Source organism: Comamonas sp. E6 (genome assembly GCF_001010305.1).
GTDB lineage: Bacteria > Pseudomonadota > Gammaproteobacteria > Burkholderiales > Burkholderiaceae_C > Comamonas > Comamonas thiooxydans.
Genome location: NZ_BBXH01000003.1, coordinates 57,632 through 82,251, shown reverse-complemented (window position 1 = coordinate 82,251; position 24,620 = coordinate 57,632). Strand labels below are relative to the sequence as shown.

Annotated in this window: 20 protein-coding genes and 1 tRNA gene; 13 read left to right on the top strand and 8 right to left on the bottom strand. The window is 61.9% G+C overall.

The features are described 5' to 3' along the window. The first annotated feature begins 2 nt into the window (after positions 1–2). The 5 genes from hscB to CSE6_RS00755 all read left to right on the top strand — a co-directional run bounded on the left by hscB (position 3) and on the right by CSE6_RS00755 (position 3,825). Positions 3–521, top strand: coding sequence for a Fe-S protein assembly co-chaperone HscB (gene hscB, locus CSE6_RS00775; RefSeq protein WP_003067580.1), 519 nt, complete (start codon positions 3–5; stop codon positions 519–521). Positions 522–615: 94 nt separating this feature from the next. After that, positions 616–2,475: a Fe-S protein assembly chaperone HscA gene (gene hscA / locus CSE6_RS00770; RefSeq protein ID WP_034406145.1), complete on the top strand. Its 1,860-nt coding sequence runs from the start codon at positions 616–618 to the stop codon at positions 2,473–2,475. Positions 2,476–2,490: 15 nt separating this feature from the next. Beyond that, positions 2,491–2,829: an ISC system 2Fe-2S type ferredoxin gene (gene fdx / locus CSE6_RS00765; RefSeq protein WP_003054218.1), complete on the top strand. Its 339-nt coding sequence runs from the start codon at positions 2,491–2,493 to the stop codon at positions 2,827–2,829. 173 nt (positions 2,830–3,002) lie between these two features. Continuing rightward, on the top strand, positions 3,003–3,734 hold the full coding sequence (gene dnaQ, locus CSE6_RS00760) for a DNA polymerase III subunit epsilon (protein WP_003067586.1): 732 nt from the start codon (positions 3,003–3,005) through the stop codon (positions 3,732–3,734). Positions 3,735–3,750: 16 nt separating this feature from the next. Next, positions 3,751–3,825: transfer RNA gene (locus CSE6_RS00755), tRNA-Val, on the top strand. 614 nt (positions 3,826–4,439) lie between these two features. On the opposite strand, the gene msrA is transcribed toward CSE6_RS00755, so the two are convergent. The 3 genes from msrA to msrB are packed head-to-tail and all read right to left on the bottom strand — an operon-like array spanning position 4,440 to position 7,522. Continuing rightward, a complete protein-coding gene (msrA, locus tag CSE6_RS00750) occupies positions 4,440–5,180 on the bottom strand; it encodes a peptide-methionine (S)-S-oxide reductase MsrA (RefSeq protein ID WP_059439686.1) in 741 nt (246 codons plus the stop codon). A gap of 4 nt (positions 5,181–5,184) precedes the next feature. After that, a complete protein-coding gene (locus CSE6_RS00745; protein WP_059439685.1) occupies positions 5,185–7,017 on the bottom strand; it encodes a cytochrome c biogenesis protein DipZ in 1,833 nt (610 codons plus the stop codon). A 13-nt stretch (positions 7,018–7,030) separates the two neighbouring features. Continuing rightward, positions 7,031–7,522, bottom strand: a complete 492-nt coding sequence (gene msrB, locus CSE6_RS00740) for a peptide-methionine (R)-S-oxide reductase MsrB (RefSeq protein ID WP_034382044.1) — start codon at positions 7,520–7,522, stop codon at positions 7,031–7,033. Positions 7,523–7,699: 177 nt separating this feature from the next. Between msrB and CSE6_RS00735 the strand changes: the two genes are divergently transcribed. From CSE6_RS00735 to CSE6_RS00710, 6 genes are all read left to right on the top strand, one after another. Further along, positions 7,700–8,416 (top strand): response regulator transcription factor, encoded by a 717-nt coding sequence (locus CSE6_RS00735; protein ID WP_034382042.1) that lies wholly within the window; start codon positions 7,700–7,702, stop codon positions 8,414–8,416. Then, positions 8,413–9,879 carry a HAMP domain-containing sensor histidine kinase gene (locus CSE6_RS00730; RefSeq protein ID WP_054075121.1) on the top strand — a complete coding sequence of 489 codons (1,467 nt, stop codon included), beginning with the start codon at positions 8,413–8,415 and terminating at the stop codon, positions 9,877–9,879. Before CSE6_RS00735 ends, CSE6_RS00730 begins: the two co-directional genes overlap by 4 nt. Before the next feature lie 449 nt (positions 9,880–10,328). Continuing rightward, positions 10,329–11,027 (top strand): gluconate 2-dehydrogenase subunit 3 family protein, encoded by a 699-nt coding sequence (locus CSE6_RS00725; RefSeq protein ID WP_059439684.1) that lies wholly within the window; start codon positions 10,329–10,331, stop codon positions 11,025–11,027. A gap of 3 nt (positions 11,028–11,030) precedes the next feature. Continuing rightward, positions 11,031–12,800 (top strand): GMC family oxidoreductase, encoded by a 1,770-nt coding sequence (locus CSE6_RS00720; RefSeq protein WP_059439683.1) that lies wholly within the window; start codon positions 11,031–11,033, stop codon positions 12,798–12,800. 12 nt (positions 12,801–12,812) lie between these two features. Next, positions 12,813–14,192, top strand: coding sequence for a cytochrome c (locus CSE6_RS00715; RefSeq protein ID WP_059439682.1), 1,380 nt, complete (start codon positions 12,813–12,815; stop codon positions 14,190–14,192). A gap of 371 nt (positions 14,193–14,563) precedes the next feature. Further along, positions 14,564–15,019, top strand: a complete 456-nt coding sequence (locus CSE6_RS00710) for an Lrp/AsnC family transcriptional regulator (RefSeq protein ID WP_003062481.1) — start codon at positions 14,564–14,566, stop codon at positions 15,017–15,019. 177 nt (positions 15,020–15,196) lie between these two features. Here CSE6_RS00710 and phnE read toward each other — a convergent pair whose 3' ends face one another. The 4 genes from phnE to CSE6_RS00690 all read right to left on the bottom strand — a co-directional run bounded on the left by phnE (position 15,197) and on the right by CSE6_RS00690 (position 20,761). Then, positions 15,197–16,771: a phosphonate ABC transporter, permease protein PhnE gene (gene phnE, locus CSE6_RS00705; RefSeq protein WP_059439681.1), complete on the bottom strand. Its 1,575-nt coding sequence runs from the start codon at positions 16,769–16,771 to the stop codon at positions 15,197–15,199. Next, on the bottom strand, positions 16,762–17,604 hold the full coding sequence (locus tag CSE6_RS00700; RefSeq protein ID WP_059439680.1) for a phosphonate ABC transporter ATP-binding protein: 843 nt from the start codon (positions 17,602–17,604) through the stop codon (positions 16,762–16,764). Before CSE6_RS00700 ends, phnE begins: the two co-directional genes overlap by 10 nt. Before the next feature lie 74 nt (positions 17,605–17,678). After that, positions 17,679–18,560 carry a putative selenate ABC transporter substrate-binding protein gene (locus CSE6_RS00695; protein WP_034354197.1) on the bottom strand — a complete coding sequence of 294 codons (882 nt, stop codon included), beginning with the start codon at positions 18,558–18,560 and terminating at the stop codon, positions 17,679–17,681. 224 nt (positions 18,561–18,784) lie between these two features. Further along, positions 18,785–20,761, bottom strand: a complete 1,977-nt coding sequence (locus CSE6_RS00690) for a choice-of-anchor I family protein (protein ID WP_059439679.1) — start codon at positions 20,759–20,761, stop codon at positions 18,785–18,787. Positions 20,762–21,249: 488 nt separating this feature from the next. Here CSE6_RS00690 and CSE6_RS00685 point away from each other — a divergent pair, with 488 nt between their 5' ends. After that, on the top strand, positions 21,250–22,086 hold the full coding sequence (locus CSE6_RS00685) for an RNA ligase family protein (RefSeq protein WP_034380860.1): 837 nt from the start codon (positions 21,250–21,252) through the stop codon (positions 22,084–22,086). A gap of 73 nt (positions 22,087–22,159) precedes the next feature. Beyond that, positions 22,160–23,305 carry an AAA family ATPase gene (locus tag CSE6_RS00680; protein ID WP_059439678.1) on the top strand — a complete coding sequence of 382 codons (1,146 nt, stop codon included), beginning with the start codon at positions 22,160–22,162 and terminating at the stop codon, positions 23,303–23,305. A 73-nt stretch (positions 23,306–23,378) separates the two neighbouring features. On the opposite strand, the gene CSE6_RS00675 is transcribed toward CSE6_RS00680, so the two are convergent. Beyond that, entirely contained in the window at positions 23,379–24,611 is a 1,233-nt protein-coding gene (locus CSE6_RS00675; RefSeq protein WP_059439677.1) for a cyanate transporter, read from the bottom strand. Positions 24,612–24,620 lie beyond the last annotated feature (9 nt).

Sequence of the window (24,620 nt, the reverse complement as noted above, 5' to 3'; positions counted from 1 at the left end):
CCATGAATCTGCAATCTGACGACTTTGAATTGTTTGGCCTGCCGCGCAAGTTTGCGCAGGAGCGCAGCCAGATCGACGCACGCTGGAAAGAGCTGCAGCGTGAAGCACATCCCGACCGCTTTGCCGCCCAGGGCGCAGCCGCGCAGCGCGTGGCCATGCAATGGTCGGTACGCATCAACGAGGCCTATCAGCGCCTCAAGGACCCGCTCAAGCGCGCCGCCTATCTGTGCGAGCTGGCGGGAGCGCCGGTGCGGGCTGAAGACAACACGGCCATGCCTGCGGCATTTCTGATGCAGCAGATGGAGTGGCGCGAAGCGCTGGAAGACGCTGCCAGCGAGCAGGAGCTGGATGCTCTGGAGGGCGAGATGCTCGCTGCCAAAAAGCAGATGCTTGGCGAATGCGGTCGTCTGCTGGACGAGGCTGGCGATGCCGCCGCTGCCGTGCAGCAGGTGAGAGCCCTCATGTTTGTTGCGCGATTTGCGCAAGATGTGGATCGCCGTCGCGATCAACTGGGACAATAAGAGCCAGAGCAACGCGCTGTGCCCTAGGCACGCAGCGTATCCACCTTGAGCGGGCCAGCCACGCTGGCCTCTGATGTTTCAAAAGAAGAATTTCATGGCGCTTTTGCAGATTTCCGAGCCCGGCCAATCCCCCGATCCCCACCAGCGACGCATTGCTGTAGGTATCGACCTGGGCACCACGCATTCTCTGGTCGCTGCAGTGCGCAACGGCGTGGCCGAATGCCTGCCCGACGATCAGGGGCGTGTGCTGCTGCCATCGGTGGTGCGTTACATGGAAATGGGCCGCCGACAGATCGGTTTTGATGCCAAGGCCGCGCAGGCGCAGGATGCTGCCAACACTATCAGCTCGGCCAAGCGCTTCATGGGGCGAAGCCTGGCTGATATCGAATCGCCCGAGAAGCTGCCTTATCGCTTCAAGACCGATGACAGCAGCGTCATCTCCGTCGAAACCGTGGACGGCGCCAAGACGGCCGTGGAAATCAGTGCCGAAATTCTGGCGACCTTGCGTTTCCGTGCCGAAGACACGTTCGACGACGATCTCTATGGTGCAGTCATCACGGTGCCTGCGTACTTTGACGATGCCCAGCGCCAGGCCACCAAGGATGCAGCCAAGCTGGCAGGCATCAACTTGCTGCGCCTGATCAACGAGCCCACGGCAGCAGCCATTGCCTACGGCCTGGACAACGCGGCAGAGGGCGTCTACGCTGTCTACGATCTGGGTGGCGGCACCTTCGACATCTCTGTGCTGCGTCTTGCACAGGGTGTGTTCGAAGTGATCGCCACAGGTGGTGACTCGGCATTGGGCGGCGACGACTACGATGACGCGCTGGCTGCCTGGGTGGCGGAAAAGACCGGCACGCAGCTGGAGTCGGCAGCAGACAAGACCGCCTGGCGCATTGCCGCGCGCCATTGCAAGCAGGCCCTGACTGAATCAGAAGTTGTAGCGTTTACCGCTGATATTTCCTCGGGTTCAGTGTCTTTTGATGTCAAGCGTGAGGAATTCATTGCGCTGACTGCTCACTTAACCAGCAAGAGCCTTGCGGCTGTGCGCCGCGCGCTCAAGGATGCAGACCTGGGCCGCGATGAGGTGCAGGGCGTGGTCATGGTCGGTGGTTCCACCCGCATGCCCCAGATTCGCCAGGCCGTGGCCGACTTCTTCGGCAGCGAGCCGCTGACCAATCTCAACCCCGACGAAGTGGTGGCCCTGGGCGCTGCCATTCAGGCCAATCAACTGGCCGGCAACAATACCGCCGGCGACCTGCTGCTGCTGGATGTGATCCCGCTGTCGCTGGGTGTGGAAACCATGGGTGGCCTGTCCGAGCGCATCATCACGCGCAACGAGACCATCCCCACGGCCCGCGCACAGGACTTCACGACGTACAAGGACGGGCAAACCGCTCTGGCCATTCACGTGGTGCAAGGCGAGCGTGATCTGGTGGCGGACTGCCGCAGCCTGGCGCGTTTCGAGTTGCGCGGCATTCCGCCCATGGCTGCCGGTGCGGCGCGCATCCGCGTGACCTTCACGGTCGATGCCGACGGCCTGCTGTCCGTCAGCGCCAAGGAGCAGACCAGCGGCGTCGAAGCGCATATCAACGTCAAGCCTTCCTACGGCATTTCCGACGACCAGATCGCCCAGATGCTGCAGGACGGTTTTGCCACGGCCCAGGAAGACATGAAAGCCCGCGCCCTGGTCGAGGCCCGCGTGGATGCCGATCGCATGCTGCTGGCCACGCAGAGCGCGCTGGATGTGGATGGGGATGTGCTCAGCGCCGAGCAGCGCGACAGCATTGACGGTCTGATGACAGCGCTACGCGCGGCCGTCGCCAGTGATGATCCGGCCGTCGTGGAAGGCGCAACACAGGCCCTGGCCAAGGGAACCGAGTCGTTTGCGGCCGAACGCATGAATCGCAGCATCCAGCAGGCGCTGGCCGGCAAGAGTGTCAACACCATTTAATTCATAAACAGAACAATGCCCATCATCAAAATTCTTCCTCACGCCGAGTACTGTCCCAATGGCACGGAAATCGAAGCTCCCGTCGGCACTTCGATCTGTGAAGCCATGCTGGACAACGGCATCAATATCGAGCATGCCTGTGATATGAGCTGTGCCTGCACGACCTGCCATGTCATCGTCAAGGAGGGCTTCAACTCCCTGAACGAGGCGGAGGAAGAGGAAGAAGACCTGCTCGACAAGGCCTGGGGTCTGCAGCCTCAGTCGCGCCTGTCCTGCCAGGCGATTCTGGCGCGCGAGAATGTGACGGTGGAGATCCCCAAGTACTCCATCAACCACGCTAAGGAAAATCACTGAGCACCCCCTGAGGCGCTTTGCGCCTTCCCCCTCTCTCTACGCGCTTCGCGCCAGGGGAGGGGGACGACACCCTCGGTGCGCGGCGGCGATTCCTCGGTGTCCTGGCTTTGGTGCGCGCTTGTTTTAGAAATTGTTGGGCGATGTGAGCGCCGCAGGTAATTGGGAGAAATTGAATGTCGCGCCAAATTGTTCTGGATACGGAAACGACCGGCCTGTCGGCCATCGATGGCGATCGTCTGATCGAGCTGGGCTGCGTGGAGCTGGTCAATCGCAAGCTCACCGGCAACAATCTGCATCTGTATTTCAATGCGGGTCGGGACAGCCATCCAGATGCCTTGCGCGTGCACGGCATCACCACGGAGTTCCTCAAGGACAAGCCGCGCTTTGAGGAAAAGATCGACGAGATCTGGGAGTATCTGCAGGGTGCAGAGCTCATCATCCACAATGCGCCGTTCGACCTGGGCTTTCTGAACAACGAGCTCAAGCTGGCCAAGCGCCCGCCGCTCAAGCAATGCGTGGGCGGAGTCCTCGACACCCTGGTCATGGCCAAGGAGATGTATCCGGGCAAGCGCAACTCGCTGGACTCGCTGTGCGATCGCCTGGGTGTCGACAATTCCAATCGCACGCTGCACGGCGCTTTGCTGGATGCGGAGCTGCTGGCGGATGTCTACATCAATCTCACGCGTGGGCAAGATGCCTTGCTCATGACCGAGGAGCCGGCAGATGCTCCGGCGGCTGGAGCGATTGTCGTTCCCTCGGTGGACCTGAGCAGCTTCAAGTTGCCAGTGCTGCGCGCCAATGAGCAGGAGCAGCAATCCCACGACGATGTGCTCAAGCAGATGGATAAATCCAGCGGTGGCAAGACTGCCTGGCGTAACTTTGAAAATGTGAGCGCCAATCCTTGATATAATCACGCCTATCGGGTGATTAGCTCAGCGGTAGAGCACTGCCTTCACACGGCAGGGGTCACATGTTCGATCCATGTATCACCCACCAAATACAAAAACCTCTTAGGTCATTGACCTAAGAGGTTTTTTGTTTGTGTGCGTACTGCGTACGTCCCGTTGGCACGGGCTTTGCAGCTTGAAGTGGACGGCGTGGCAGCAGCCATTCCGGCCAGAGCAAGGTATGTGCCAGGCTGGCCGAGGGGCGAAAAGCCCTTCGGCATATGCTGCAATCTGCCTGGCCAGGGCTGAGCCAATTTCCCGGCCTGAGGCGCGCAGAGGTCTCAGCCCTGATGATTCTTGGATGACCGCGCGGAAGGCGTGCAACCAGACTTCGCCGTGCGGAAGTTGTTCGAGCCAGGCCAGCGCATTGATCCCGACCTTGCCGTGGTGGCAATCGTGGACGCTGATCCAGCCGCGCCGGCTGTGCCTGAGTACCTCGTCCTGCTGCGTGCGCTGGCTGAGCGGTGGCTGCATGAGGATGCAGAGGGGGAGCGAAGACATGCTGCACAGGCTGCTGGCGGTGGTGCCGGACATGACCGAAGCCGATGGGCAGGATGGTACTCATCGGGCGCCCTTGATGCGGCAGGATCGTCAGGGCGTGCAGCAGGCCATCAGCTGCGCCGACAATTGCTGCTCTGCCGCAGCATCGCTGAGATGGAGTCGCTATGGGCGCGTTTTCTTTACCAGAACCGGTTCGCTGCGGTAGCTGTCGGGGAAGAGGCGCTTGAGGCTGTTCACCTTGGGAATATCGTTGAAGACGATATAGGGGTGGCGCGGGTTTTCGGTCATGAAGTCCTGGTGGTAGAGCTCGGCCGGATAGAAACTGGCCTTGTCCTCGAGGCGGGTGACTATGGGTTTGGGATACAGGCGCGCTGCATCGAGCTGCGCGACGTAAGCCTGCGCTGTCTTGAGCTGGGCCGGGCTGGTCGTGAAAATTGCCGAGCGATACTGCGTTCCTGTGTCCGGACCCTGTCGGTTGAGCTGGGTGGGATCGTGGACGACAGAGAAAAATATCTGCAGCAGCTTTCCATAGCTCACCTGGGTCGGATCGAAGGTGATCTCGACCGATTCTGCATGGCCGGTGTTGCCGCGGCTGACCAGCTCGTAGGAGGCGGTGGATGCAGCACCTCCGCTATAGCCGGAGACCGCGCGTTGCACGCCCTTGACGTGCTGGAATACGCCCTGTACTCCCCAGAAGCAGCCGCCGGCAAAGATTGCACGCTGCGGGGAGGGTCCGGTGGCCGGGAGGTCCAGGGCAGGGACAGGAAGGCGAACCGCTTCTTCGGCCGAGAAGGCCATTGGTTGCCAGAGCAGTCCGCCGCCCAGCAAAACGATGCTGCCGGCCAGTGTCTGGAGCAGGCCGCGCCGGTTCAAGGCGACCCCTGAGATGATGCGTGTGTTCATATGGCTATCCGAAAGTGAAGGCATAGGCAGAAACGCCGCTGTCCAGGAACTCGATGCTGAAGGTGTGCTCGGTAATGCCTCCGGATTGGCGCACCAGCTGGTAAAGCCGCTGGCCGGTGACAGTGCCGCTGCCGTCGGCGGCCACGTCCACGCCGTGGGCGGTGCCGGGTGGTTTGCCGTCAATGCGGACCTTGAAGCGCACGGGCTTTCCGTCAGGGCCGGGGCTCAACACCAGGTGCAGGTCACGTGCCTTGAACCGGTAGACGATGCTGCCTGATGGACCGGTCAGCAAGGCGCTTTCCGCTCCAACCATCCATTGCCCGGCAAGGCCCCAGGTGTTCAGCCTGGGCTGTTCCGGTTCCCGATACGTTGCCGTCCTGTCGGGAACGGCTTTGGGTGTGGAGAGAAAGTTCTCGGCACGCTCATAACCCAGATAGGTCTCGGGGGACGCGACCTCATCCATGTTGGCGGCCAGTTGAACGCCCCCGGCATCTACCTCCGTCAGGCCCATGCTTGACTGGGAGCTGCCTGCCTCTTGGAGAAGCTGTTGTATCACCCGCTCCGACTCTGCGTAGCCGCCTTCGCCAAAGTGGTGATGGCGGATGCGTCCCGTGGCATCGATGAAGTAGTGAGCAGGCCAATACTGGTTCTTGAATGCACGCCAGATTGCATACTGGTTGTCAACGGCCACCGGATAGTTGATGCCCAGGTCTTTCATGGCCTTGCTCACGTTGCCGATGTCGCGCTCAAAAGCAAACTCGGGGGCGTGCACACCGACCACGATCAGGCCTTGATCACGGTATTTTTCTGCCCATGCCTTCACATAGGGAAGGGTGCGCAGGCAGTTGATGCAGGAGTAGGTCCAGAAATCCACCAGCACCACCTTGCCACGCAGGTCTTGCCCGCTCAGAGGCTTGGAGTTGAGCCATTGGGTTGCCCCGCCCAGCGATGGTGCGATGCCTTCATCGGGCAGTGCAGGGGCTTTGTTCGATGGTCCGCTCATGCGCATTGCGGCTCCTGCAGCCATCATGGCGCCCCCTTCGGCGGGTGCGAGGGCTGGGCCCTGCATCATCGTGCCCGGATTGCCGCGCATGGTCGTGGGGTCTTCTCCATGAGGCTGGTTAAGGCGCTCGACCAGTTTCTGCTCCAGGCCGCCGGTGGATGCCGTTGACAGTCGAGCCAGCACGCCGGTATCGATCCCCAGGGCGATGGCGGCCACGCCCGCGAGCATGGCTGCACCGAGGCCGCGACGTACCCATTCACCGGCACCCAGCGAACGCTTGAGCGCGGCAAATACCCGCCCCCCCAGCAGCAAAGCCGCAGCCATGGAAGTCGCAGCCCCGGCGGCATAGGCCAGAAGCAGCAGGGTCGAGGTGGTGTTGGCGCCCTGCAGGGCGGCACCGGTCAATATCAGTCCCAGGATGGGCCCGGCACATGGAGCCCATAGCAGCCCCGTTGCGACTCCCAGCAAGACAGAGGATCCTGTTTGCGGTGCACCGCCGGTCTGTGCCGATTCCGACAGGCGTGCGCCGACTGCCACCAATGGGCGGGTCAGCCGCTCCGACAGATGCGGCAGCAGCAGTGTCAGCCCGAAAACCGCCACCAGAGCGAGTGCCAGCCAGCGGCCATACTGATTGGCCGCCACCACCCAGCCGCCGCCGACGGCGGCGAGAGAGGCAATGATCGCAAAGGTCAATGCCATGCCTGCCAGAAGTGGCAGGCCGTTGCGCTTAAAGGGCTGGTTCGCGCGAGAGAACACAAAAGGCAGCACGGGCAGGATGCAGGGACTGACGATGGTCAGCACACCGCCCAGATAGGCAAGGACGATCAGCAGCATGGCCTGTTTCTCCTCAGGCAGGTTTGGGCGTGAAAGCCAAGGCCAGGCCGTTCATGCAATAGCGCAGACCTGTGGGAGGCGGTCCGTCTTCGAAGACATGGCCAAGGTGACCGCCACAGCGCCGGCAGTGCGCTTCGACACGCACCATGCCGTAGCTTCGGTCCTTGCGGGTGGCGACGGCGTTGTCCAGCGGCTTCCAGAAACTGGGCCAGCCGGTGCCACTGTCGAACTTGGTGGAGGAGGCAAACAAGGGCAAGGAACAGCCTGCGCAGGAAAATGTTCCAGGACGATGCTCCTTGTTGAGCGGGCTGCTGCCGGGCGGCTCCGTGGCCTCCTGGCGCAGCACGGCATATTGCTGAGGGCTGAGCCGGGCACGCCACTGGGCGTCGGTATAGCTGATTTCGAAGGTCTCTGTCGCTGCAGTCGCGTGGCGCTGGAAGATTCCGGTGGCAAGCGCTGCGGTGGAGGCTGCTGCGCCCAGCAGCATATGGCGTCGGGTGGTCATGGCATCGGCTTTCTGGGTTCGATGACATTGAGCTTATGGAGTGGCGATCCCGAAGTCCTCACGCAAAGTTAAAAAAAACGTGATAACTCCCCACGAGCAGTTTGAGCACAATGTGAAATCATGTGGCTGTGCTCCACGGTGCAGCATCAACCACCCCTGCCGGAGACCTGATTACCCATGACTCTCGCCCGTCGCATTCTGCTGGTCGAGGACGATGCCCACATCGCCGATCTGCTTTCGCTCCACCTTCGGGACGAAGGGCTGGAGGTGGTGCATTGCGCCCGCGGCGATGACGGCCTCGCGCATCTGGAGCGCGGTGGCTGGGATGCGCTGGTGCTGGATCTGATGTTGCCTGGCGTGGACGGCTTGGAGATATGCAGGCGTGCGCGTGCCATGACCCGCTACACGCCGATCATCATCATCAGTGCCCGCTCCAGCGAGGTGCATCGCATTCTGGGGCTGGAGATCGGCGCGGACGACTATCTGGCCAAGCCGTTTTCCGTTCTGGAGCTCGTGGCACGGGTGAAGGCTCTGCTGCGCCGGGTCGATGCTCTGGCTCTGAGTGCGCGCCTGGAATCAGGCAGCCTGTCGGTCAATGGGCTGGTCATGGATCCGGTGGCAAGAGATGCATGCCTGAACGGACGCCGTCTTGATCTCACGCCCCGTGAGTTCGATCTTCTGTATTTCTTTGCTCGCCAGTCGGGCAAGGTGTTTTCGCGCATGGACCTGCTCAATGCGGTCTGGGGCTATCAGCACGAGGGCTACGAGCACACCGTCAACACCCATATCAACCGGCTTCGTGCCAAGGTGGAGGTCAATCCAGCACAGCCGACGCGGATCCTCACGGTTTGGGGGCGCGGCTACAAGTTCGCTGAAACTGGAGAGGGCGAATGAACCTGACTCTGACCCAGCGGCTGGCGATCGTGTTTGCCGTGTTGCTACTGGTCTGCAGCGGTACCTCGGCCTGGCTGCAGCTTCGCTCCAACCGCATGCATGAACTGGAGGTGGTGCAAGCCTTGTCCCGGGACGTCGCCGAGAGTATTGCCCGCGATGCCCAGCTGACCGATGCGAATGGCTTGATGCCTAACGCGGTGCGAAATCTTTTCAACCAGCTGATGATGGTGAACCCAAGTGTGGAGGTCTATCTGCTGGAGCCTGACGGCCGCATTGCCGGCCACGCGGCACCCGAGGGGCGTTTGCGTCGCGACCGGGTCGATCTTGAGCCGGTGCATCGATTCATCGATGGACAGATGCTGCCGATTCTGGGCGATGATCCTCGCAGCCGCGATGGCCGCAAGGTCTTCAGTGCGGCCCCTTTGAGCGTGAACGGGCGGCAAGTCGGCTTCATCTATGTGGTGCTGCTTGGCGAGGCCCATGATCTTCTTGCAGCCAGAGGCTCGGCAGATGCGGTGTTGAAGACGGCACTGCTGTCGATTGGCATGGTCGGGCTGCTCTGTCTCGCTGCGGGCCTTGTCGCCTTCACCTTGATCACGCGTCCCTTGCGACGTCTGACCGAGTCGGTTCGGCAGTTTGACATGCATGGCGCTCCTCCCGAGATGCCGGAACGCTCCCCGGATGTGGCCGATCACAGCCGTGACGAGATTGCAGTACTGGACGCTGCCTATCGGCAAATGGTGCTGCGCATCAGCGAGCAATGGGAAGCTCTCACGCGGCAGGATCAGGAGCGCAGGGAATTGATCGCGAATATTTCCCACGATCTGCGCACACCGCTGTCATCCTTGCATGGGTATTTGGAGACCATGCTGCTCAAGGATGCAAGCCTGGAGCCTGCAGAGCGCAGGCGCTACCTTGGCATTGCGCTCGATCAGAGTCGAAGGGTGGGGGCCCTGTCCCAAAGCCTGTTCGAGCTGGCCAGACTGGAATACGGCTTTGTGCAACCGGAGCTCGAATCATTCTTCCTGGCTGATCTGGTGCAGGACGTTTTCCAGAAGTTCGAGCTTGCGGCAGAGTCGCGCCATATCGCCTTGCAGGCGGACCTTGCTCCTCAACTTCCGGCAGTTCGTGCGGATCTGGGAATGATAGAGCGCGTCCTGAGCAATTTGCTGGATAACGCCTTGCGCTATACCCCTGAAGGCGGGGTGATCAGGATCGCCATAAGAGCAGTGGGCCAAGAGCTGGAGGTGACGATCAGCGACTCCGGCCCGGGCATCCCGCCAGAGTTGCGCGAAGGCCTGTTCAGGCGTCCATTTACCGTAGGTGGTGCCCGCCGTGACGGTGGCCTGGGCTTGAGAATCGTGCACCAGATGCTGGAGCTGCACGGAGTCTCCATTCATCTTGTCGAGAGTGGCGGACAGGGCACCACGTTCCGGTTTTCATTGCCACGGACTCCGGCTTAGTGTCGACAAAGTTCGCCGTCACCTTCCCTCTTTTGGCCGTGTAAGCAGTGAAGGGCGAGTCAGGGCTTCTCCATCGTCTTGAGTCTGGCATCACTGCCTGACAGCGTCTTGGGCCGCAGAGTAGTAGGTAGGCAGTCTTATGTCTTATATCTAAGTGAAAACCCCAGTTGCGCACTCCAATGAAAAACCACGACCTGCTGGCAGGCAAGTTGCTTGCCCGGTACAGATACTTGTCAGCGCAACTATTATCAAATTGTTAAGGCGGTATGGGCCGGCTTGAAAAAGGCTCTGACTCTGCGTACGAGTGCCCGCTTTGCGGGCATTTTCTTTGGGTGTGTGCTTTTTCCTGCCTGACCCCAAACCCACCGCTGATTCAAAAAACCTGAACACTCGGTCATCGCGCAACTGGCTGTGCATGGCCGAGGTTCACACGATGTAGGAATCGCACAATGTCCAACTTTTCCCCACCAAGCCGCAGATCCTTTTTGTTCGCCTCCGGTGCTGGCGTCGCACTGGCTGGAACGGCCGTGGCAATGCGTGCCAACTCCAAAGAGCCTGCGTTCAAACTGGATGCATACAAGCCCGAGTACTTCAATGCGGACGAGTGGGCTTTTGTTCTGGCAGCAACAGCTCGCCTGATCCCGTCCGAAGGGGATGGACCTGGAGCGATCGAAGCTCATGTGCCGGTGTTCATCGATCGCCAGCTCAAGGGCTACTACGGCAATGCCGAGATCTGGTACATGGAAGGCCCGCACGACCCGGCCGCCACGCCCGATCGCGGCTGGCAATCGCCTCTGAACCCTGCGCAGCTCTATCGCAAGGCCATTCCCGCCTTCAATGCGGCTTGCACGGAGCGCTTTGGCAAGGAGTTCAAAAGCCTTGCCGCAGAGCAGCAGGACGAAGCTCTGACCGCGTTGCAAAAGGGCGAAATCAAGCTAGACCCTGAACTGAGCTTTTTCTTTACCACCTTGCTGGCCAATACCAAGGAAGGCTATTTCGCCGACCCCTTGCATGGCGGCAACCACGGCATGCAGTCCTGGAAATACATCGGCTTCCCTGGCGCCCGCGCCAGCTATGCCGAATGGGTCGATCAGCACAACGTGAAGTACCCGCTGGGGCCGATATCCATCAAGGGCGAAAGGGCTTGAGTCATGGCACGCATTGAAAAGAAAAAAGACGTGGTCATCGTTGGCCTGGGCTGGACAGGCGCCATCGCCGGCATGGAATTGGCCGCTGAGGGCCTGGAAATTGTGGCGCTGGAGCGCGGCGGCGACCAGAACACGGTGCCCGAATTCAAGTACCCCAATCAGATCGACGAGCTGACCTATGGCGTGCGCCTGAAGAATATGCAGCATCCCCGTCAGGCGACCGTGACGGTACGCCGCGACGACAGCGAAATCGCTTTGCCTTACCGTTCGATGGGCTCCTTCCTGCCAGCGAATGGCGTGGGCGGTGCCGGCACGCACTGGAATGGCTTGCTGTGGCGCCCTCAGCCCGAGGAAATCAAGCTGCGCAGCTATGTGAGGGAAAAATGGGGCGAGTCCATCATTCCGGAAGGCATGAACCTGATGGATTACCCCGTCAGTTACGACGAGCTGGAGCCTTTCTTCACCCGGTTTGACGAAGTGGCCGGCGTCTCGGGCAAGGCCGGCAATATCAAGGGCCAGATCCAGGCCGGCGGCAATCCGTTTGAAGGCTGGCGCTCGAAAGAGTACCCCATGCCTGCTCTGCCATCGACCTACGACGCGAGCAAGTTCGAAGCCTGTGCCAGGAGCATGGGCCTGCATCCCTTCCCGGCGCCTGCCGGCATTGCGTCCACGTCCTACGTGAACCCTTACGGCATGCAGATGGCTCCCTGCAACTTCTGCGGCTTCTGCGAGCGTTTTGGTTGCTACCAGTATTCCAAGTCCTCGCCCCAGACGGCGGTGCTGGATGCGCTCAAGCGCAAGAAGAATTTCTCCTATCGCACGCACTGCGAAGTGCTGCGTGTGGAGAGCGCGGAAGACGGCAAGACCGCAACCGGCGTGACCTACTTCGACTCCAACACGAACGAGGAAGTGTTCCAGCCCGCCGACCTGGTGATTCTGTCGTCCTATCAGCTCAACAACGTGCACCTGCTGCTGGTCTCCGGCATCGGCAAGCCTTACGACCCCAAGACCAACACCGGGGTGACAGGCAAGAACTACGCCTACCAGATGAATGGTGGCGTGACCCTGTTCTTCAAGGAGGAGAACTTCAATCCCTTCATCGGTCACGGCTCCAACGGCATGTGTATCGACGACTACGGTATCAACCAGAACGACTTCGGCAAGCTGGGCTTCATTGGCGGCGCCTACTGGCGCGTGGGCACCATGAATGGTCAACCCATCCGTTCCATGCCGCTGCCCAAGGGCACGCCGGGCTGGGGCGCGGGCTGGAAGAAGGGCATTGGCGAGTGGTATGGCCATTCCATGTCGATCGGCACGCACGGCTCGCACATGTCCTACCGCAACAACCATCTTGATCTGGACCCCACCTACAAGGATCCACATGGTCGTCCCTTGATGCGCATGACCTTCAACTGGCAGGACAACGACATCCGGATGACCCAGTACCAGAAGATCAAGGCCGAGGAGGTGGGCAACGCCTTGAAACCGGATCTGCTGCAGTCGGGTTTCAAGAATATCGGTGCCAAGTTCGACGTGCGTCCCTACCAGACCACGCACAACACCGGCGGTCACATCATGTCCGACAAGCCAACGGACGGCGTGGTCAATCGCTACTGCCAGGCCTGGGACAAGCACAACGTGTTCGTCTTCGGTGCTGGCAACTTCGTGCAGAACACCCAGTACAACCCCACCGGCATGGTCGGCGGCCTGGCGTACTGGACGCTGCATGCGATTCGCACCATGTATCTGAAAAACCCACGTCCGCTGGTCTGAGGAGAGCAAGACATGAAGAAAATCCTCAGCATTCTGATTGCGCTGATCGTTCTGGGCGCTGTTGCGGCGCTGGCGCTGATCTACGTCCCTTTCAAGCCCACACCCGCGAATGAAGCGCTGGCCGCCGACTGGAAAGCCGAAGCGGGCCGCGGCGAATATGTCATGCGCGCCAGTGATTGCATGGCCTGTCACACTGCCAAGGGGGGCGAGCCCATGGCCGGCGGTCGCGGCATTGACAGTCCCATGGGCACCATCTGGTCCTCCAACATCACGCCGGACAAGGAAACCGGCATCGGCAACTGGACTCTGGAGCAGTTCCGTGCCGCGATGGTGGACGGTATCGGTGGTCATGGCCAGCAGCTGTATCCGGCCATGCCCTACGAGAACTATCGCTTCATGAAGGAAAGCGATATTCGCGCGCTGTTCGACTACCTCCAGACCGAGGTGAAGCCCGTCAGGAACGAGGTACAGGCCACCAGCCTGAGCTTCCCGTTCAATATGCGCTTCGGCATCCGTGCCTGGAACTGGCTTGCGCTGTCGGGTGACGCAGACTTCAAGCCCATGGCTGGTGACGATCAGCAGATTCGTGGTCAGTACCTGGTCGAAGGCGCCGGTCACTGCGCAGCCTGCCACAGCCCCCGCACTGCCTTCATGGCGCAGAACGGCACACGCCTGTCCGACTCCGGCTTTCTTACCGGCGGTATGGTGGATGACTGGTCTGCTCCAGCGCTGCGCGGCAAGGACGCGCGTGCCCAGAAATGGAGCACCGAGCAGCTGGCCGCCTATCTGGCAACCGGCCGCAACGCCCATGCGGTGGCCAACGGAGAAATGGCGCTGGTGGTCGAACACTCCATGCAGTACATGACCGACGCGGACCTGAACGCCATGGCCAAGTTCCTCAAGACCATGGACGGCCAAGCCGCAGATGCAGCCCCTGAAAAAGTGGCCACGCCAGGCCCTCGCAGCACTGCGGTTGCCAGGGCTGACGAAGCTGGTGAAGCCACGGCCAAGCTGCTGAAGTCCGCAGCGCCCGACATGCCTTTGGGTGCTCGTCTGTATCTCGACAACTGCGCAGCCTGCCACTTTGTCAGCGGCAAGGGCGCTCCCGAGATCTTCCCCGAGCTGCAAGGCAATGCCATGGTGCTGGGCAAGGATGTCAGCCCGCTGGTGTCGGTGATTCTCAAGGGCGCCTCATCGCCCGCTACGGAGCGCCGTCCCATGCATCTGGTGATGCAGGGCTATGCCGACCGCCTGACCGACGGCGAAGTGGCCGCACTGGCCACCTTCCTGCGCAAGGGCTGGGGCAACCAGGCTTCGGATGTGAGCGAAAGTCTGGTTAGCAAGGTGCGCAAGCATGTGCAAGCCGATGCTGCTCCGCAGCGAGCCCTGTAGACAGCATGAGCGTCCGCCAGGTGCCTTGTGCGCCGGGCCGGCTCCCGAAAACCCGGCCCGATGGAAATCCGGCCGGGTTTTTTCATGCCGCTGTCGTTTGCCGGAGTGACTGAGCAGTCCAAATATCAACAGGCCGCATCACTGTGCTTAAGTGATGCGGCCTGTTGCATATGCGTATTGCGGATCAACCAACCGGATGCTGACGGTAAACGGCGCGGTATGTTGAATGGTTTTGCTGCGTCGGTAAACGTGCTTCCATGGACTCAAGTGTGCATGTTGCAGTGCAGAAAATGTTGCTTCAAATTCTGTAAATACAGTGTTGCTACAGAAAATTTTTCTGTTTTTGAATTTTTGGCAGTAAATTCCAAGATATGGATACTCTGGATAAAAAGATTCTTGCTGCATTGCAGGCTAACGCGCGCGCCAGTCTGCAGGAGATTGGCGCGGCCGTGGGTCTGAGTGCATCACCATGCTGGGCACGCATCAAGAAGATGGAGGAGGCCGGCGTGATCGAGGGCTATACCGTGCGTCTGAACCCGCAGGCGCTGGGACTGGCCGATTCGGTTCTGGTCATGGTCACGCTGGACAGCCACTCGGACAACACCCTGGAAAAGTTCGGTGAGGTGCTGGCCACCATTCCCGAGGTAGTGGAGGCGCATCTGGTTTCGGGCGAGTACGACTATCTGCTGCGTATCGTTGTCAAGGACACGCGCGATTACGAGCGCCTGCTGCGCGAGAAGCTCTACAAGATCAAGGGCATACGCCATAGCCAGTCCAGCTTTGTGCTGCGCACGCTGAAGAAGGCCGACCTGCCCCTGGGAGTGTGAAGCAGCATCGCTAAGCGGTGCCAGGTGTGGCTGAAGTCATTCAGGTTTCAACTTTCATCGAGACCTGGATGCAGACCGGATCGCCGGCCGCGTTGGCCCATCTGGGGGGGCTGCGCGGCGGATGTGATGGAGGAACGGATGAAGCTGATTCGGTGCTAGGGCGCCGCGTCAACTGTCTCAACGCATGGCGCGGCGCAGGCCGGCGCTGCTCCAGTCCACGGCAATGCTCAGCAAAAGCATGGCCATGATCACGGTGCTGGCCTGGGCATAGTGGAACAACGAAAGCTCGAAGTACAGCAACTGGCCCAGACCGCCGGCACCCACAAAGCCCAGAATAGCGGCCATGCGGATATTCATTTCCCAGCGGTACAGCGTGTATGCCAGCAACTGCGGCGCTGCGCCAGGGAGGGTGCCATAGCAAAATGCCAGCAGGCGATTGCTGCCGCTGAGCTTGAGCGCATTCGCGGGAGCGGCCGGAGCATTCTGCAAGGCCTCGGCAAACAGGCGGCCCAGCACGCCGGTGGTATGCAGGGCCAGGGCCAGCGCACCGGCAAACGGGCCCAGGCCCACGGCCAGCGCGGTAATCGTGGCCCAGACCAGTTCGGGCACGGAGCGCAGCACGTTGAGCACCACATTCCATGGCGCACGCCAGCGCGGCAGGGCCAGCAGCAGGCCCGCGATCGCGGCCAGCAAGGTGCCGACTATGGAGATGGCCAGGGTCTCCCAGATGCCTTGCAGCACCTTGAGCAGCCAGGGCTGGCTCAGGTCGGGCGGGAAAAAGCCACGCACGAAGTCGCCCATGCTGGCGGCGGCATCCGCCGTGAACAGCGCCGAGAAATCAATATCCAGAAGCCGCAGACTGGCCCATAGCGCCGCCCAGGCCGCCAGCACAAATGTGCCGGTTCGCCAGCCGAAGGGCAGGGCGCGCGCGGCAGGCGCGGCGTCGAGCGCGCGACGCAGCCACCAGGAAAGCAGATCGGCCGCAGCCACCAGCAGCATGAAGGCCAGCAGAATGCTGGCGGCTTCGCCGCCGTTGAGCATCTTCATGGCCTGATCCATGAGCTGGCCCAGGCCTCCCGCCCCGACAAAGCCCATGACCACCGAGGCGCGGACCGCGCATTCCCAGCGGTAGACGGTGTAGGAGGTCAGCTCCTTGGCCGCCTGCGGAAGCAGGCCGTAGAGCAAGGCCTGAATACGGCCGGTGCCGCTGGCACGCAGGGCACGGGCCGGGGCGGGATCGGTGGATTCGAGAATTTCTGCATAGACCTTGGCCAGCATGCCGCCATAGGTCAGGCCCAGGGCCAGCACGCCGGCTGCAGGACCCAGGCCGAAGACACGCACGAACACCAGAGCCCAGACCAGCTCGGGAATGCCGCGCAGGATGGTGAGCACGCTGCGGGCGATGGGGTTGAGCGTGACTCTCTCGCGTGCCGCGCCCGTGGACAGGTAGGCCATGGGTACGGCAATCACAAAGGCGAGCGCCATGCCGGCGGTGGCGATGGCCAGGGTCTCCAGCGTGGCCTGAGCCAGATAGGCCAGGAACTCCCCACTGGTTTCGGGCGGCAGAAACTGCGCGAGAAAGCCGCCTATGACCTTGAGATTGTCGGCATCGAAAAGCGGCTTGAGCGAAAAGCCCGAGGTCTGCAGCATGGGCCAGAGCACGACCAGTGCCAGGATCAGCCCACTCAGGCGGCCGCGAGCAGAGGGGTCGCGGCGTGATGGCCGGGCTTGCTCGACCATGTCTACCGGCATGCGTTCACCTGGATGGGAGTGGGCGTGGCGCTGGCGGGATCGCGCTGAGCCAGGCGGTTGTGCAGCATGGGCAGGTCGGCCGCTCTGCCATCGGCATGGGCATAGAGGGCTTGCAACTGCGCATCGCTGACCTGGGCGGCCGGCAGGTCAAAGGCCAGGCGGCCATCGCGCACGCCCACGATGCGGTCAAAGTTGGCCAGCGCCAGATCGACGGCATGCAGGCTGGCCACCAGCGTGGCCTTGCGCGCGGCGGCTTCCCGCACCAGCAACTGCACCGTGGCCTGCGAGAGTGCCGGGTCCAGGGCCGAGACCGGCTCGTCGGCCAGAATCAGCTCGGCCTGCTGGTAGAGCACGCGGGCAATGCCCACACGCTGCAGCTGGCCGCCGGAGAGCTGGTCGCAGCGTGCAAACAGCTTGTCCTCAAGCTGCACGCGAGCCAGGGCTTCGCGCGCGCCCGCAATGTCCTGCGGATAGGCCAGCGATGCCAGGGCCTTCCACAGCGGCCAATGGCCGAGCTTGCCGGCCAGCACGGCCGTGACCACGCGCTGGCGCAGCGGAATGGGCGCGGCCTGGTGCACGGTGCCGATGCGGCTGCGCAAAGCCTTGAGTTCGCGGGCGGCGGATTGCGCAGACGCGGTCCGGCCCAGCACCTGCATGCGACCTGCCGTGGGCAGGTAGGCTGTGCCTATGGTGCTGAGCAGCGAAGTCTTGCCGGCACCCGAGGGGCCGATGAGCGCAATGCTCTCGCCCTGGATGGCGGACAAGGAGATATGGGACAGGGCGGTAAAGCCGTTGCTGTGGGTCAGGCCCACATCGTCCAGCATGAAGCTCATGAGACGAATACTCTGAAAATAATAGCTGCCAACGCTTGATAGATAAGCGTTGGCAGTCAAAAAAGCTGAATTTCTTACTTCAGCAGACCGGCGGACTTGGCGGCAGCTTCGATGCCGTCGTAGTTCTTGGAGTCGGTGGCGATGAACTTGGAGGCGCGCTGCAGGTCCATGATGGCCTTGTGCTCTGGCTTGCTGGGGTCCAGTGCCAGGAAGGCCGCGGTCAGCTTCTTGACGATGGCCGGATCCAGGTCGCCGCGCACCGTCCAGTTGTAGTCAAAGTAGGTGGGTGTCGTGGCGAACACACGCACCTTGCTGATGTCCACCTTCTTGGATTCGACCAGCTTGTCCCACACCGAAGTGTTGAGCACGCCGGCCTCGGCCTTGCCTGCGGCCACAAAGGCCACGGTGGCGTCATGCGCGCCCGAGTAGGCCACGGTCTTGAAGTCTTTTTCGGGATTCAGGCCGTCCTGCTGCAGGAAGAAGCGCGGCATCAGGCTGCCCGAGGTGGACGAAGGTGCACCGAAGGCAAAGGTCTTTCCCTTGAGGTCGGCCAGCGTCTTGATGGCGGGGTCGGCCGTGATGAACTTGCTGGTGAAGACCGCATCCTCGGCCCGTTGCACGATGGGGATGGCCGTGCCGTTGGTGCGAATCTTGGCCTGCACATAGGTGAAACCGCCCAGCCAGGCCAGGTCCAGCTTTTTGGTGGCCAGGGACTCGACCACGGCTGCGTAGTCGGATACGGGGGTGAACACCACCTTCATGCCGGTGGCTTGCGAGAGGTATTCGCCCAGGGGCTTGAACTTGCGCTGCAGCTCGGTCGGTGCCTCGTCGGGAATGGCCGAGACGCGCAGCACGGCGGGGGTGTCTGCATGCGCTGCGGACAGCAGGGAGGAGGAGGCGAGAGCTGCCACGGCCAAGCCGCGCAGCGCCTGGCGGCGAGCGAAAGAGTGCGTCATTAAGTGCTCCGTTCAAAAAGCCACCGCCGTCCGGATACACGGCGGTTTAGTAGGTCGCAAGCGTCTGGCTTGCGGCGAATGGGAACCCATAGGCGGTACACCGACCGCTGGCGCTTATTGTTACGTAATTGAGAAACCCTCGGCGCAGTCTTTGCTTGATTTGAATAGCAAAAAGCCCCGTGGGGACGGGGCCTGGCATGAAAGCGATTGCTTGTCTGCAGGTTTCAATATTGCAGATTGAGCTGGTAGATGGCCGTGGTGCCGCTGACCTCGTTGCCCACCATCAGCAAGGGTTTGCCGTTGGGTGACTTGGCGGCAGAAATGAAGTGCAGGCCTTCGGGGCCCAGATCGCCCACATCGCTGAGTGCGGTGCCTGCCGGCGCGGACTTGCCGTCAAAGCTGGCGGTCCAGTTCTCGCGAGTGTTCAGATAGTCGATCTGCTTGGGTGCCTTGGGGTCGGTGATGTCGAACACCAGAATGCCGCCCATGCGTTCCAGGCCCACAAAGACAAAGGTCTTGGTGCCGATCTGGCCCACGGTCAGGCCTTCGGGCTCGGGACCCTTGGCGCTGCTGCGCGCATCGAGCCTGGCCGTTTCGTCATGACCGGTGTTGAAGTAGGTGGCGCAGGCAATGTCACGTTTGGCGCCCAGCTTGCATTCGGGGCTGGCGATGAATTTTTCAATGGCCGCGCCAGAGTCCCAGACCTGCTTGCCCCTGGCATCCCAGATGGAGATGGAGCGGCCACCATAGGCGTATAGCCTGTCATAGGTCAGATAGCCCTTGCCGTCCTTGACGGGGTTGCCGCTGCTGTCGGTCTGGTAGCCCATGGTCCAGGTGACCTTGAGGCGGCCCAGTTTGTCATCGTCGCGGCAGGTCTTGGGGTCTGTGCCGAACGCACCGCACCAGGCAAAGTTGCTGGCATTCAGATAGGCGCCGCTGGCCAGCTGAGCCAGATGGGCAGGCAGATCGTCGCCCGCACGGCGCAAAAAGCCGTCCTTGTGCACCAGGTGCTTGATGCGCCACTCTTCCACAAAGCCCTTGCTCATATCGCCCGCCGTGGCCGGAGTGCCAGCCGTCTTGTCGGCGGCCGTACCGAAGTAGCTCTTGTTGCCCTCGCCCCAGGCGCGTGCATCGCCTTCGTTGGCGGTGACCAGATAGGTCGCACCGTCGGCGGCCTTGTAGGCGGCGATGGAGTCGGGCTGGTACATGCCATACACATTGGCGGCCTGGGTGATGTTGATGACCGGGCTCTTGCCGTCGCTGTCGGCGAAGTCCAGCTCGTTGCCGGCCGCGCCATGATCCTTGAAGCCCAGAGCCACCACATCGGTCACGGTGGCGCTGGCGATGTCCACGATGGCCAGCGCATTGTTTTCCTGCAGCGTCACCCAGGCCGTCTTGCCGTCCGGGGCCACGGCAATGTATTCGGGCTCCAGGTCATTGGCCACGGCGGCCGTTCCCAGGCCGTCTGCGGTCGGGCCGAAGATGCGCACGCCCTTGGCCAGCAACTGCGCCTTCTGGCTGTTGAAGGCCTTGAAGTCGGCAGTGCGCGCCACGGGCTTGGCGGGCGTGCTCACATCGATCACGCTGATCGAGCCTTCGGGGTCGATCTGGTAGTCATCGCTGGGCTCGCCCTCGTTGGCGACCAGAATGGTCTTGCCGTCGGGGGTGAAGGTCAGCATATCGGGCAGGGCGCCCACGGGCACTTCGGCGATCACGCCGAGCTTGTCGGCGTCATAGATGACGACCATGCCCTTGTCCGTCTTGACCGATGCCTGCACGGCTGCAGCCACCAGGCCGCCATGCACGGCCACGCTGTTGATGGAGGCCCCCGCACCCAGCGAGAGCTTTGTGGCATCCAGGCTGGCCAGCATGCGCGGTGCGGCGGGGTTGCTCATGTCCAGCACGTCGAGCGCACCCTTTTGGGCGTTGACCACAAAGCCGCGCTTGGTGACGGGATCGAAAGCCGTAATTTCGGCGGCGCTCTGCAGAAAAATGCCCGACTGATAGCTGCCGATTTTCTCCAGCCTGAGCGAGGTGGGCGTCTTCTCGGGCTCGGGTGCCGGCGCCGGGACTTCAGGAACCGGAGCAGGCGCTGGTGTGGTGGTGTTAGTGTTGTTGTCACCGCCACCACAGGCGGCCAGGGCAGCGGCTGCGATCAGGGAAATCAGAAGAGGTTGGCGCAAGGTCTGTGCAGATGTCATTGAGAGTTTGGCAGGTGCAGGAAGAAAATACGATTTGTAACCAGCCTGTGTTTCATCTCTGTGAAACCGTTTTGTGTTCTTTGCGCAACAAGTTTCGGTCAAGCGCTTGGCAGTTGGGCTTGCAAGCAAATACACTCGCCAGCCTTGCTCCACTTGCGCTATTAGCTCTCATTTTTGAGGTGCACCATGTCCCGCCGTATTCGTTTGAGCTAAACGACTTCGTCACACGCTGATCCTTCTCGCGTGTGCGCTGCGGTGTGGAACTCCCGTTCTGTGAAGGGCGGCAATCTTCCTGCTTGGCGTCTCTGGCCTGAATTGCATTCAGGCTCCAAGCTCCTCCCACTCTCTGAACTCCAGGCCGGCCCTTTGCTTGGCGGCTTGGGTTCTGTCTTTTTCCGATGGCAGCGGAGAGCGGCGCTGTCCATGTCCTTGATTTGTCTGCCGCGCCTTTTTTGCGCGTGGCTTATTCCCTTTTAGGAAAGCACAACATGACTTCACCACATCTATTCAATCTGGAGATCCTCAAATATCCGCGCACGCCGCATCTGCGTGGCTCGCGGCTGCAGGTCGGCGATCAGGCCGATGCCGTGCCTTATGAAGCGCTGGCCGGCCGCCATATCGTGGTCGAGGAAAAGCTGGACGGTGCCAATGCGGCGCTGAGCTTTGGTGCCGACGGCAGCTTGCTGCTGCAGTCGCGCGGCCACTATCTGCAAGCCGATCAGATGGGCGGGCGCGAGCGTCAGTTCAACGCCTACAAGCAATGGGCCCGAGCCCATGAAAGCGCGCTGATGGCCCTGCTGGACGATCGCTATGTGATGTATGGCGAATGGCTGTATGCCAAGCACTCTCTGTACTACGACGCCTTGCCGCACTGGTTTTGCGAGTTCGATATCTGGGATCGCTCGGCGCAGCAGTTTCTGGACACGCCGCAGCGCCACGCGCTGCTGGACGGTGTGCCCGTGGTGTCCGTGCCCGTGCTCTACGCGGGCATCGCACCGAGGCGCATGCAGGATTTGCTGGCATTGCTGACACCGTCTCTGGGGCGTAGTGCGCGCTGGCAGGCTGTGTTCGAGGATCAGGTGCAAAGACAGAAGCTGGATCTGCCGCTGGCCTGGCGCCAGACCGACAGATCCGAGCTGGCCGAAGGTCTGTACATCAAGGTCGAGGAAAACGGCCAGACCGTGGAGCGCTACAAGTTCGTGCGCTCCGACTTCGTGCAGGTGATCCTGGAGTCGGGCTCGCACCACAGCGAGCGGCCCATTGTCGCCAACGGTCTGCGCACAGGCGTCGATATCTTTGCCAACAAGATTCAGAAAAGCTGGTGAGGCTTGTCCAACAAGCGTTGATAGCTATCAAAACCGTGGTTTTCATGAAGAGGCTGCGGTGAAAGGAGAATTTATGTGGAGCTGGAAACAGATCGCGGCCCTGGTGCCGCATTCCGCTCGCCATGCGGTGGACTGGGCAGCCTGCCTGGAGGCTTTTCCGCAACTGGAGCTGGCCAAGACCACGCCGCAAGACCCGATCTACCATGCAGAAGGCGATGTCTGGACGCATACGCAGATGGTGGTGACCGAGCTGCTGCAGGACAGCGACTATGCAGGGCTCACCAACGAGGAGCGCGAAACCGTCTTTCTGGCCGCGCTGCTGCACGATGTCGCCAAGTGCTCGACCACGCAGATAGCCGACGACGGCCGCATCTCGCAGCCTGGCCATTCGCGTCGGGGTGCACTCGATGCGCGGCTCGTGCTCTGGGAGGCTGGCGCGCCCGTGGCCCGGCGCGAGGCGGTCTGCCGCCTGATTGCCGTGCATCAGGTGCCGTTCTTCGCCTTTGCCGATTCGCGCCGAGGCGTCTCGCCCGAGTTCATGGTCAGAGAGCTGTCCTGGCAGGTCGATCTGCATTTGCTGGTGCTGCTGGCCCGTGCCGATATTCGCGGCCGCATCTGCCCCGATGTGGGCAATGTGCTGGTGAATATCGAGCTGTTCAGGGAGCTTGCGCTGGAAGAGGGCTGTTTGCGCAAGCCGCGCAGCTTTGCTTCGGCCGAGACGGCAGTGCGCTATTTCCGCGGTGCCGAGTTGCACCCGGACTACGCCTTGCACGAAGAGCCGGGCTCGCGCGTCATCGTCATGTGCGGTCTGCCTGCATCGGGCAAGAACCACTGGGTCGCCCAGCATCATGCGGGCCTGCCCGTGGTGTCGTTTGACGATGCGCGCACCGAACTGGGTCTGCGCCACGGCGAGAACGAGGGCGCTGCGGCCCATCATGCGGTGGACAAGGCCAAGAGCCTGCTGCGCGCCAAGGCCGCTTTTGTCTGGAATGCCACGCATCTGTCCAGGCAGATGCGCGGCAAGACGCTGGACCTGTGCCTGGCCTATGGCGCGCAGGTGGAGCTGGTGCATCTGGAGGCAAGCAGGTCCACCTTGCTGGCGCGCAACAGCAAGCGCGACACCACGCTCGGCAATGCCGCATTGCTGGGCATGTTGCACCGATGGGAGGTACCCTTGCCGACCGAGGCGCATGGGCTGCAACTGCTGGTCAACGAGTAGTCCGCGCAAAAACGAAAAGGAAAAAGGGCCTGGAAGTTTCCAGGCCCTTTTTTTGGGGATCGCAATGCCGTGCTCAAGGCTGCTGCATGGCTTGCGGGTAGCCTTGGGGGTTGAAGCGTGTCACCAGCAGACAGACCAGCGCGGCGACGCCGGCCTGATAAAGCCAGCCCGTCATCCAGCTGTCGCTGATCTGGTGCAGCTGTGCCATGACCAGAGGGGCCAGTGCGGCGAGGATGAAGCCGCCGCCCTGCATCAGCGAGTTGAGGGCACCGGCCTGTGTGGGCGATGGCAGATGGTCCAGCGCCACCAGCATGAAGAGCGAAAAGCAGCCGCCCAGACCCAGACCCAGCACGATGGCATTGAGTGTGGGCATGGCATCGGGCCAGAGCCCGAGGCCAGCAAAGCCGATGATCTGCAGCAGCAAGGCCAGCATGAGCCAGCAGCGACGGTCCAGGCTGCGGCGCGCGAGAGCGGGCATGGCCAGCGCCGATGCGGCCTGCGCAATCGACAAGATGGCCAGCAGCGAGCCGCTTTGCGTGGCCGTCCAGCCATGGGTTTGATAGAACGGAGCGAGCCAGGCAACGGTGGAACCATAACCGCCGTTCATCAGGCCAAAGCTGATCAGCAGCAGCCAGGTGCGGCCACGGCGCAGCAGCCAGCCGGTGTCGCTATCGGCTTGTACCAGCGGCACGGAGGGGGCAGGGGTAACGGGCTCGCGCATCAGCGTCAGCGCATGCCAGGCCAGCGGCAATGCCAGCAGCACTGGGATGGCCCAGATGGCCAGCGAAGCCTGCCAGCTCAGACCCAGTTGCATGGCCACGGGCGAGAGCTGGGCGCTGAGTGCGCCGCCGCCCATGAGTGCGGCCGAGTACAGGCCCATCATGGGTGCCACGTTGTGGGGAGACTGGCGCTTGATCAGCCCCGGCAGAATGCTTTGTGCCAGCGCCACGCCCGCGCCGCAGAGGCCGGCCGTGACGATCAGCAGACTGCCGGTGGCGGCGCCAGCAGGCGTCAGGCGCAGGGCGCAGCCCAGCGCAATCAGCAGCAGCGAGGCGCAGATGGCGGCGCGCGCGCCCCAGCGTCGCAATGCCGTGGGAGCGAGCCAGCCACCAATGCCCATCAGCGCCATGGGCAGCAGCGTGAGCCAGGAAAAGCTGCGCAAATCCATGCCCGTGGCCTGCTGTATGGTCGGTGCCAAGGGACCCGGAGCCGTCAGAAAGGGACGCAGATTGATGGTGACCAGTATCACCACGGCCAGCCACAGCAATGGCGGCACGCGATGTGTTCGGGAAGATGTCGATGTCATGAAGCTCGG

Coding starts and splice junctions, on each gene's coding strand:
- hscB (WP_003067580.1), top strand. CDS start 3: ATGAATCTGCAATCTGACGACTTTGAATTGTTTGGCCTGCCGCGCAAG.
- hscA (WP_034406145.1), top strand. CDS start 616: ATGGCGCTTTTGCAGATTTCCGAGCCCGGCCAATCCCCCGATCCCCAC.
- fdx (WP_003054218.1), top strand. CDS start 2,491: ATGCCCATCATCAAAATTCTTCCTCACGCCGAGTACTGTCCCAATGGC.
- dnaQ (WP_003067586.1), top strand. CDS start 3,003: ATGTCGCGCCAAATTGTTCTGGATACGGAAACGACCGGCCTGTCGGCC.
- msrA (WP_059439686.1), bottom strand. CDS start 5,180: ATGAACACACGCATCATCTCAGGGGTCGCCTTGAACCGGCGCGGCCTG.
- CSE6_RS00745 (WP_059439685.1), bottom strand. CDS start 7,017: ATGCTGCTGATCGTCCTTGCCTATCTGGGCGGTGTGCTGACCATCGTC.
- msrB (WP_034382044.1), bottom strand. CDS start 7,522: ATGACCACCCGACGCCATATGCTGCTGGGCGCAGCAGCCTCCACCGCA.
- CSE6_RS00735 (WP_034382042.1), top strand. CDS start 7,700: ATGACTCTCGCCCGTCGCATTCTGCTGGTCGAGGACGATGCCCACATC.
- CSE6_RS00730 (WP_054075121.1), top strand. CDS start 8,413: ATGAACCTGACTCTGACCCAGCGGCTGGCGATCGTGTTTGCCGTGTTG.
- CSE6_RS00725 (WP_059439684.1), top strand. CDS start 10,329: ATGTCCAACTTTTCCCCACCAAGCCGCAGATCCTTTTTGTTCGCCTCC.
- CSE6_RS00720 (WP_059439683.1), top strand. CDS start 11,031: ATGGCACGCATTGAAAAGAAAAAAGACGTGGTCATCGTTGGCCTGGGC.
- CSE6_RS00715 (WP_059439682.1), top strand. CDS start 12,813: ATGAAGAAAATCCTCAGCATTCTGATTGCGCTGATCGTTCTGGGCGCT.
- CSE6_RS00710 (WP_003062481.1), top strand. CDS start 14,564: ATGGATACTCTGGATAAAAAGATTCTTGCTGCATTGCAGGCTAACGCG.
- phnE (WP_059439681.1), bottom strand. CDS start 16,771: ATGCCGGTAGACATGGTCGAGCAAGCCCGGCCATCACGCCGCGACCCC.
- CSE6_RS00700 (WP_059439680.1), bottom strand. CDS start 17,604: ATGAGCTTCATGCTGGACGATGTGGGCCTGACCCACAGCAACGGCTTT.
- CSE6_RS00695 (WP_034354197.1), bottom strand. CDS start 18,560: ATGACGCACTCTTTCGCTCGCCGCCAGGCGCTGCGCGGCTTGGCCGTG.
- CSE6_RS00690 (WP_059439679.1), bottom strand. CDS start 20,761: ATGACATCTGCACAGACCTTGCGCCAACCTCTTCTGATTTCCCTGATC.
- CSE6_RS00685 (WP_034380860.1), top strand. CDS start 21,250: ATGACTTCACCACATCTATTCAATCTGGAGATCCTCAAATATCCGCGC.
- CSE6_RS00680 (WP_059439678.1), top strand. CDS start 22,160: ATGTGGAGCTGGAAACAGATCGCGGCCCTGGTGCCGCATTCCGCTCGC.
- CSE6_RS00675 (WP_059439677.1), bottom strand. CDS start 24,611: ATGACATCGACATCTTCCCGAACACATCGCGTGCCGCCATTGCTGTGG.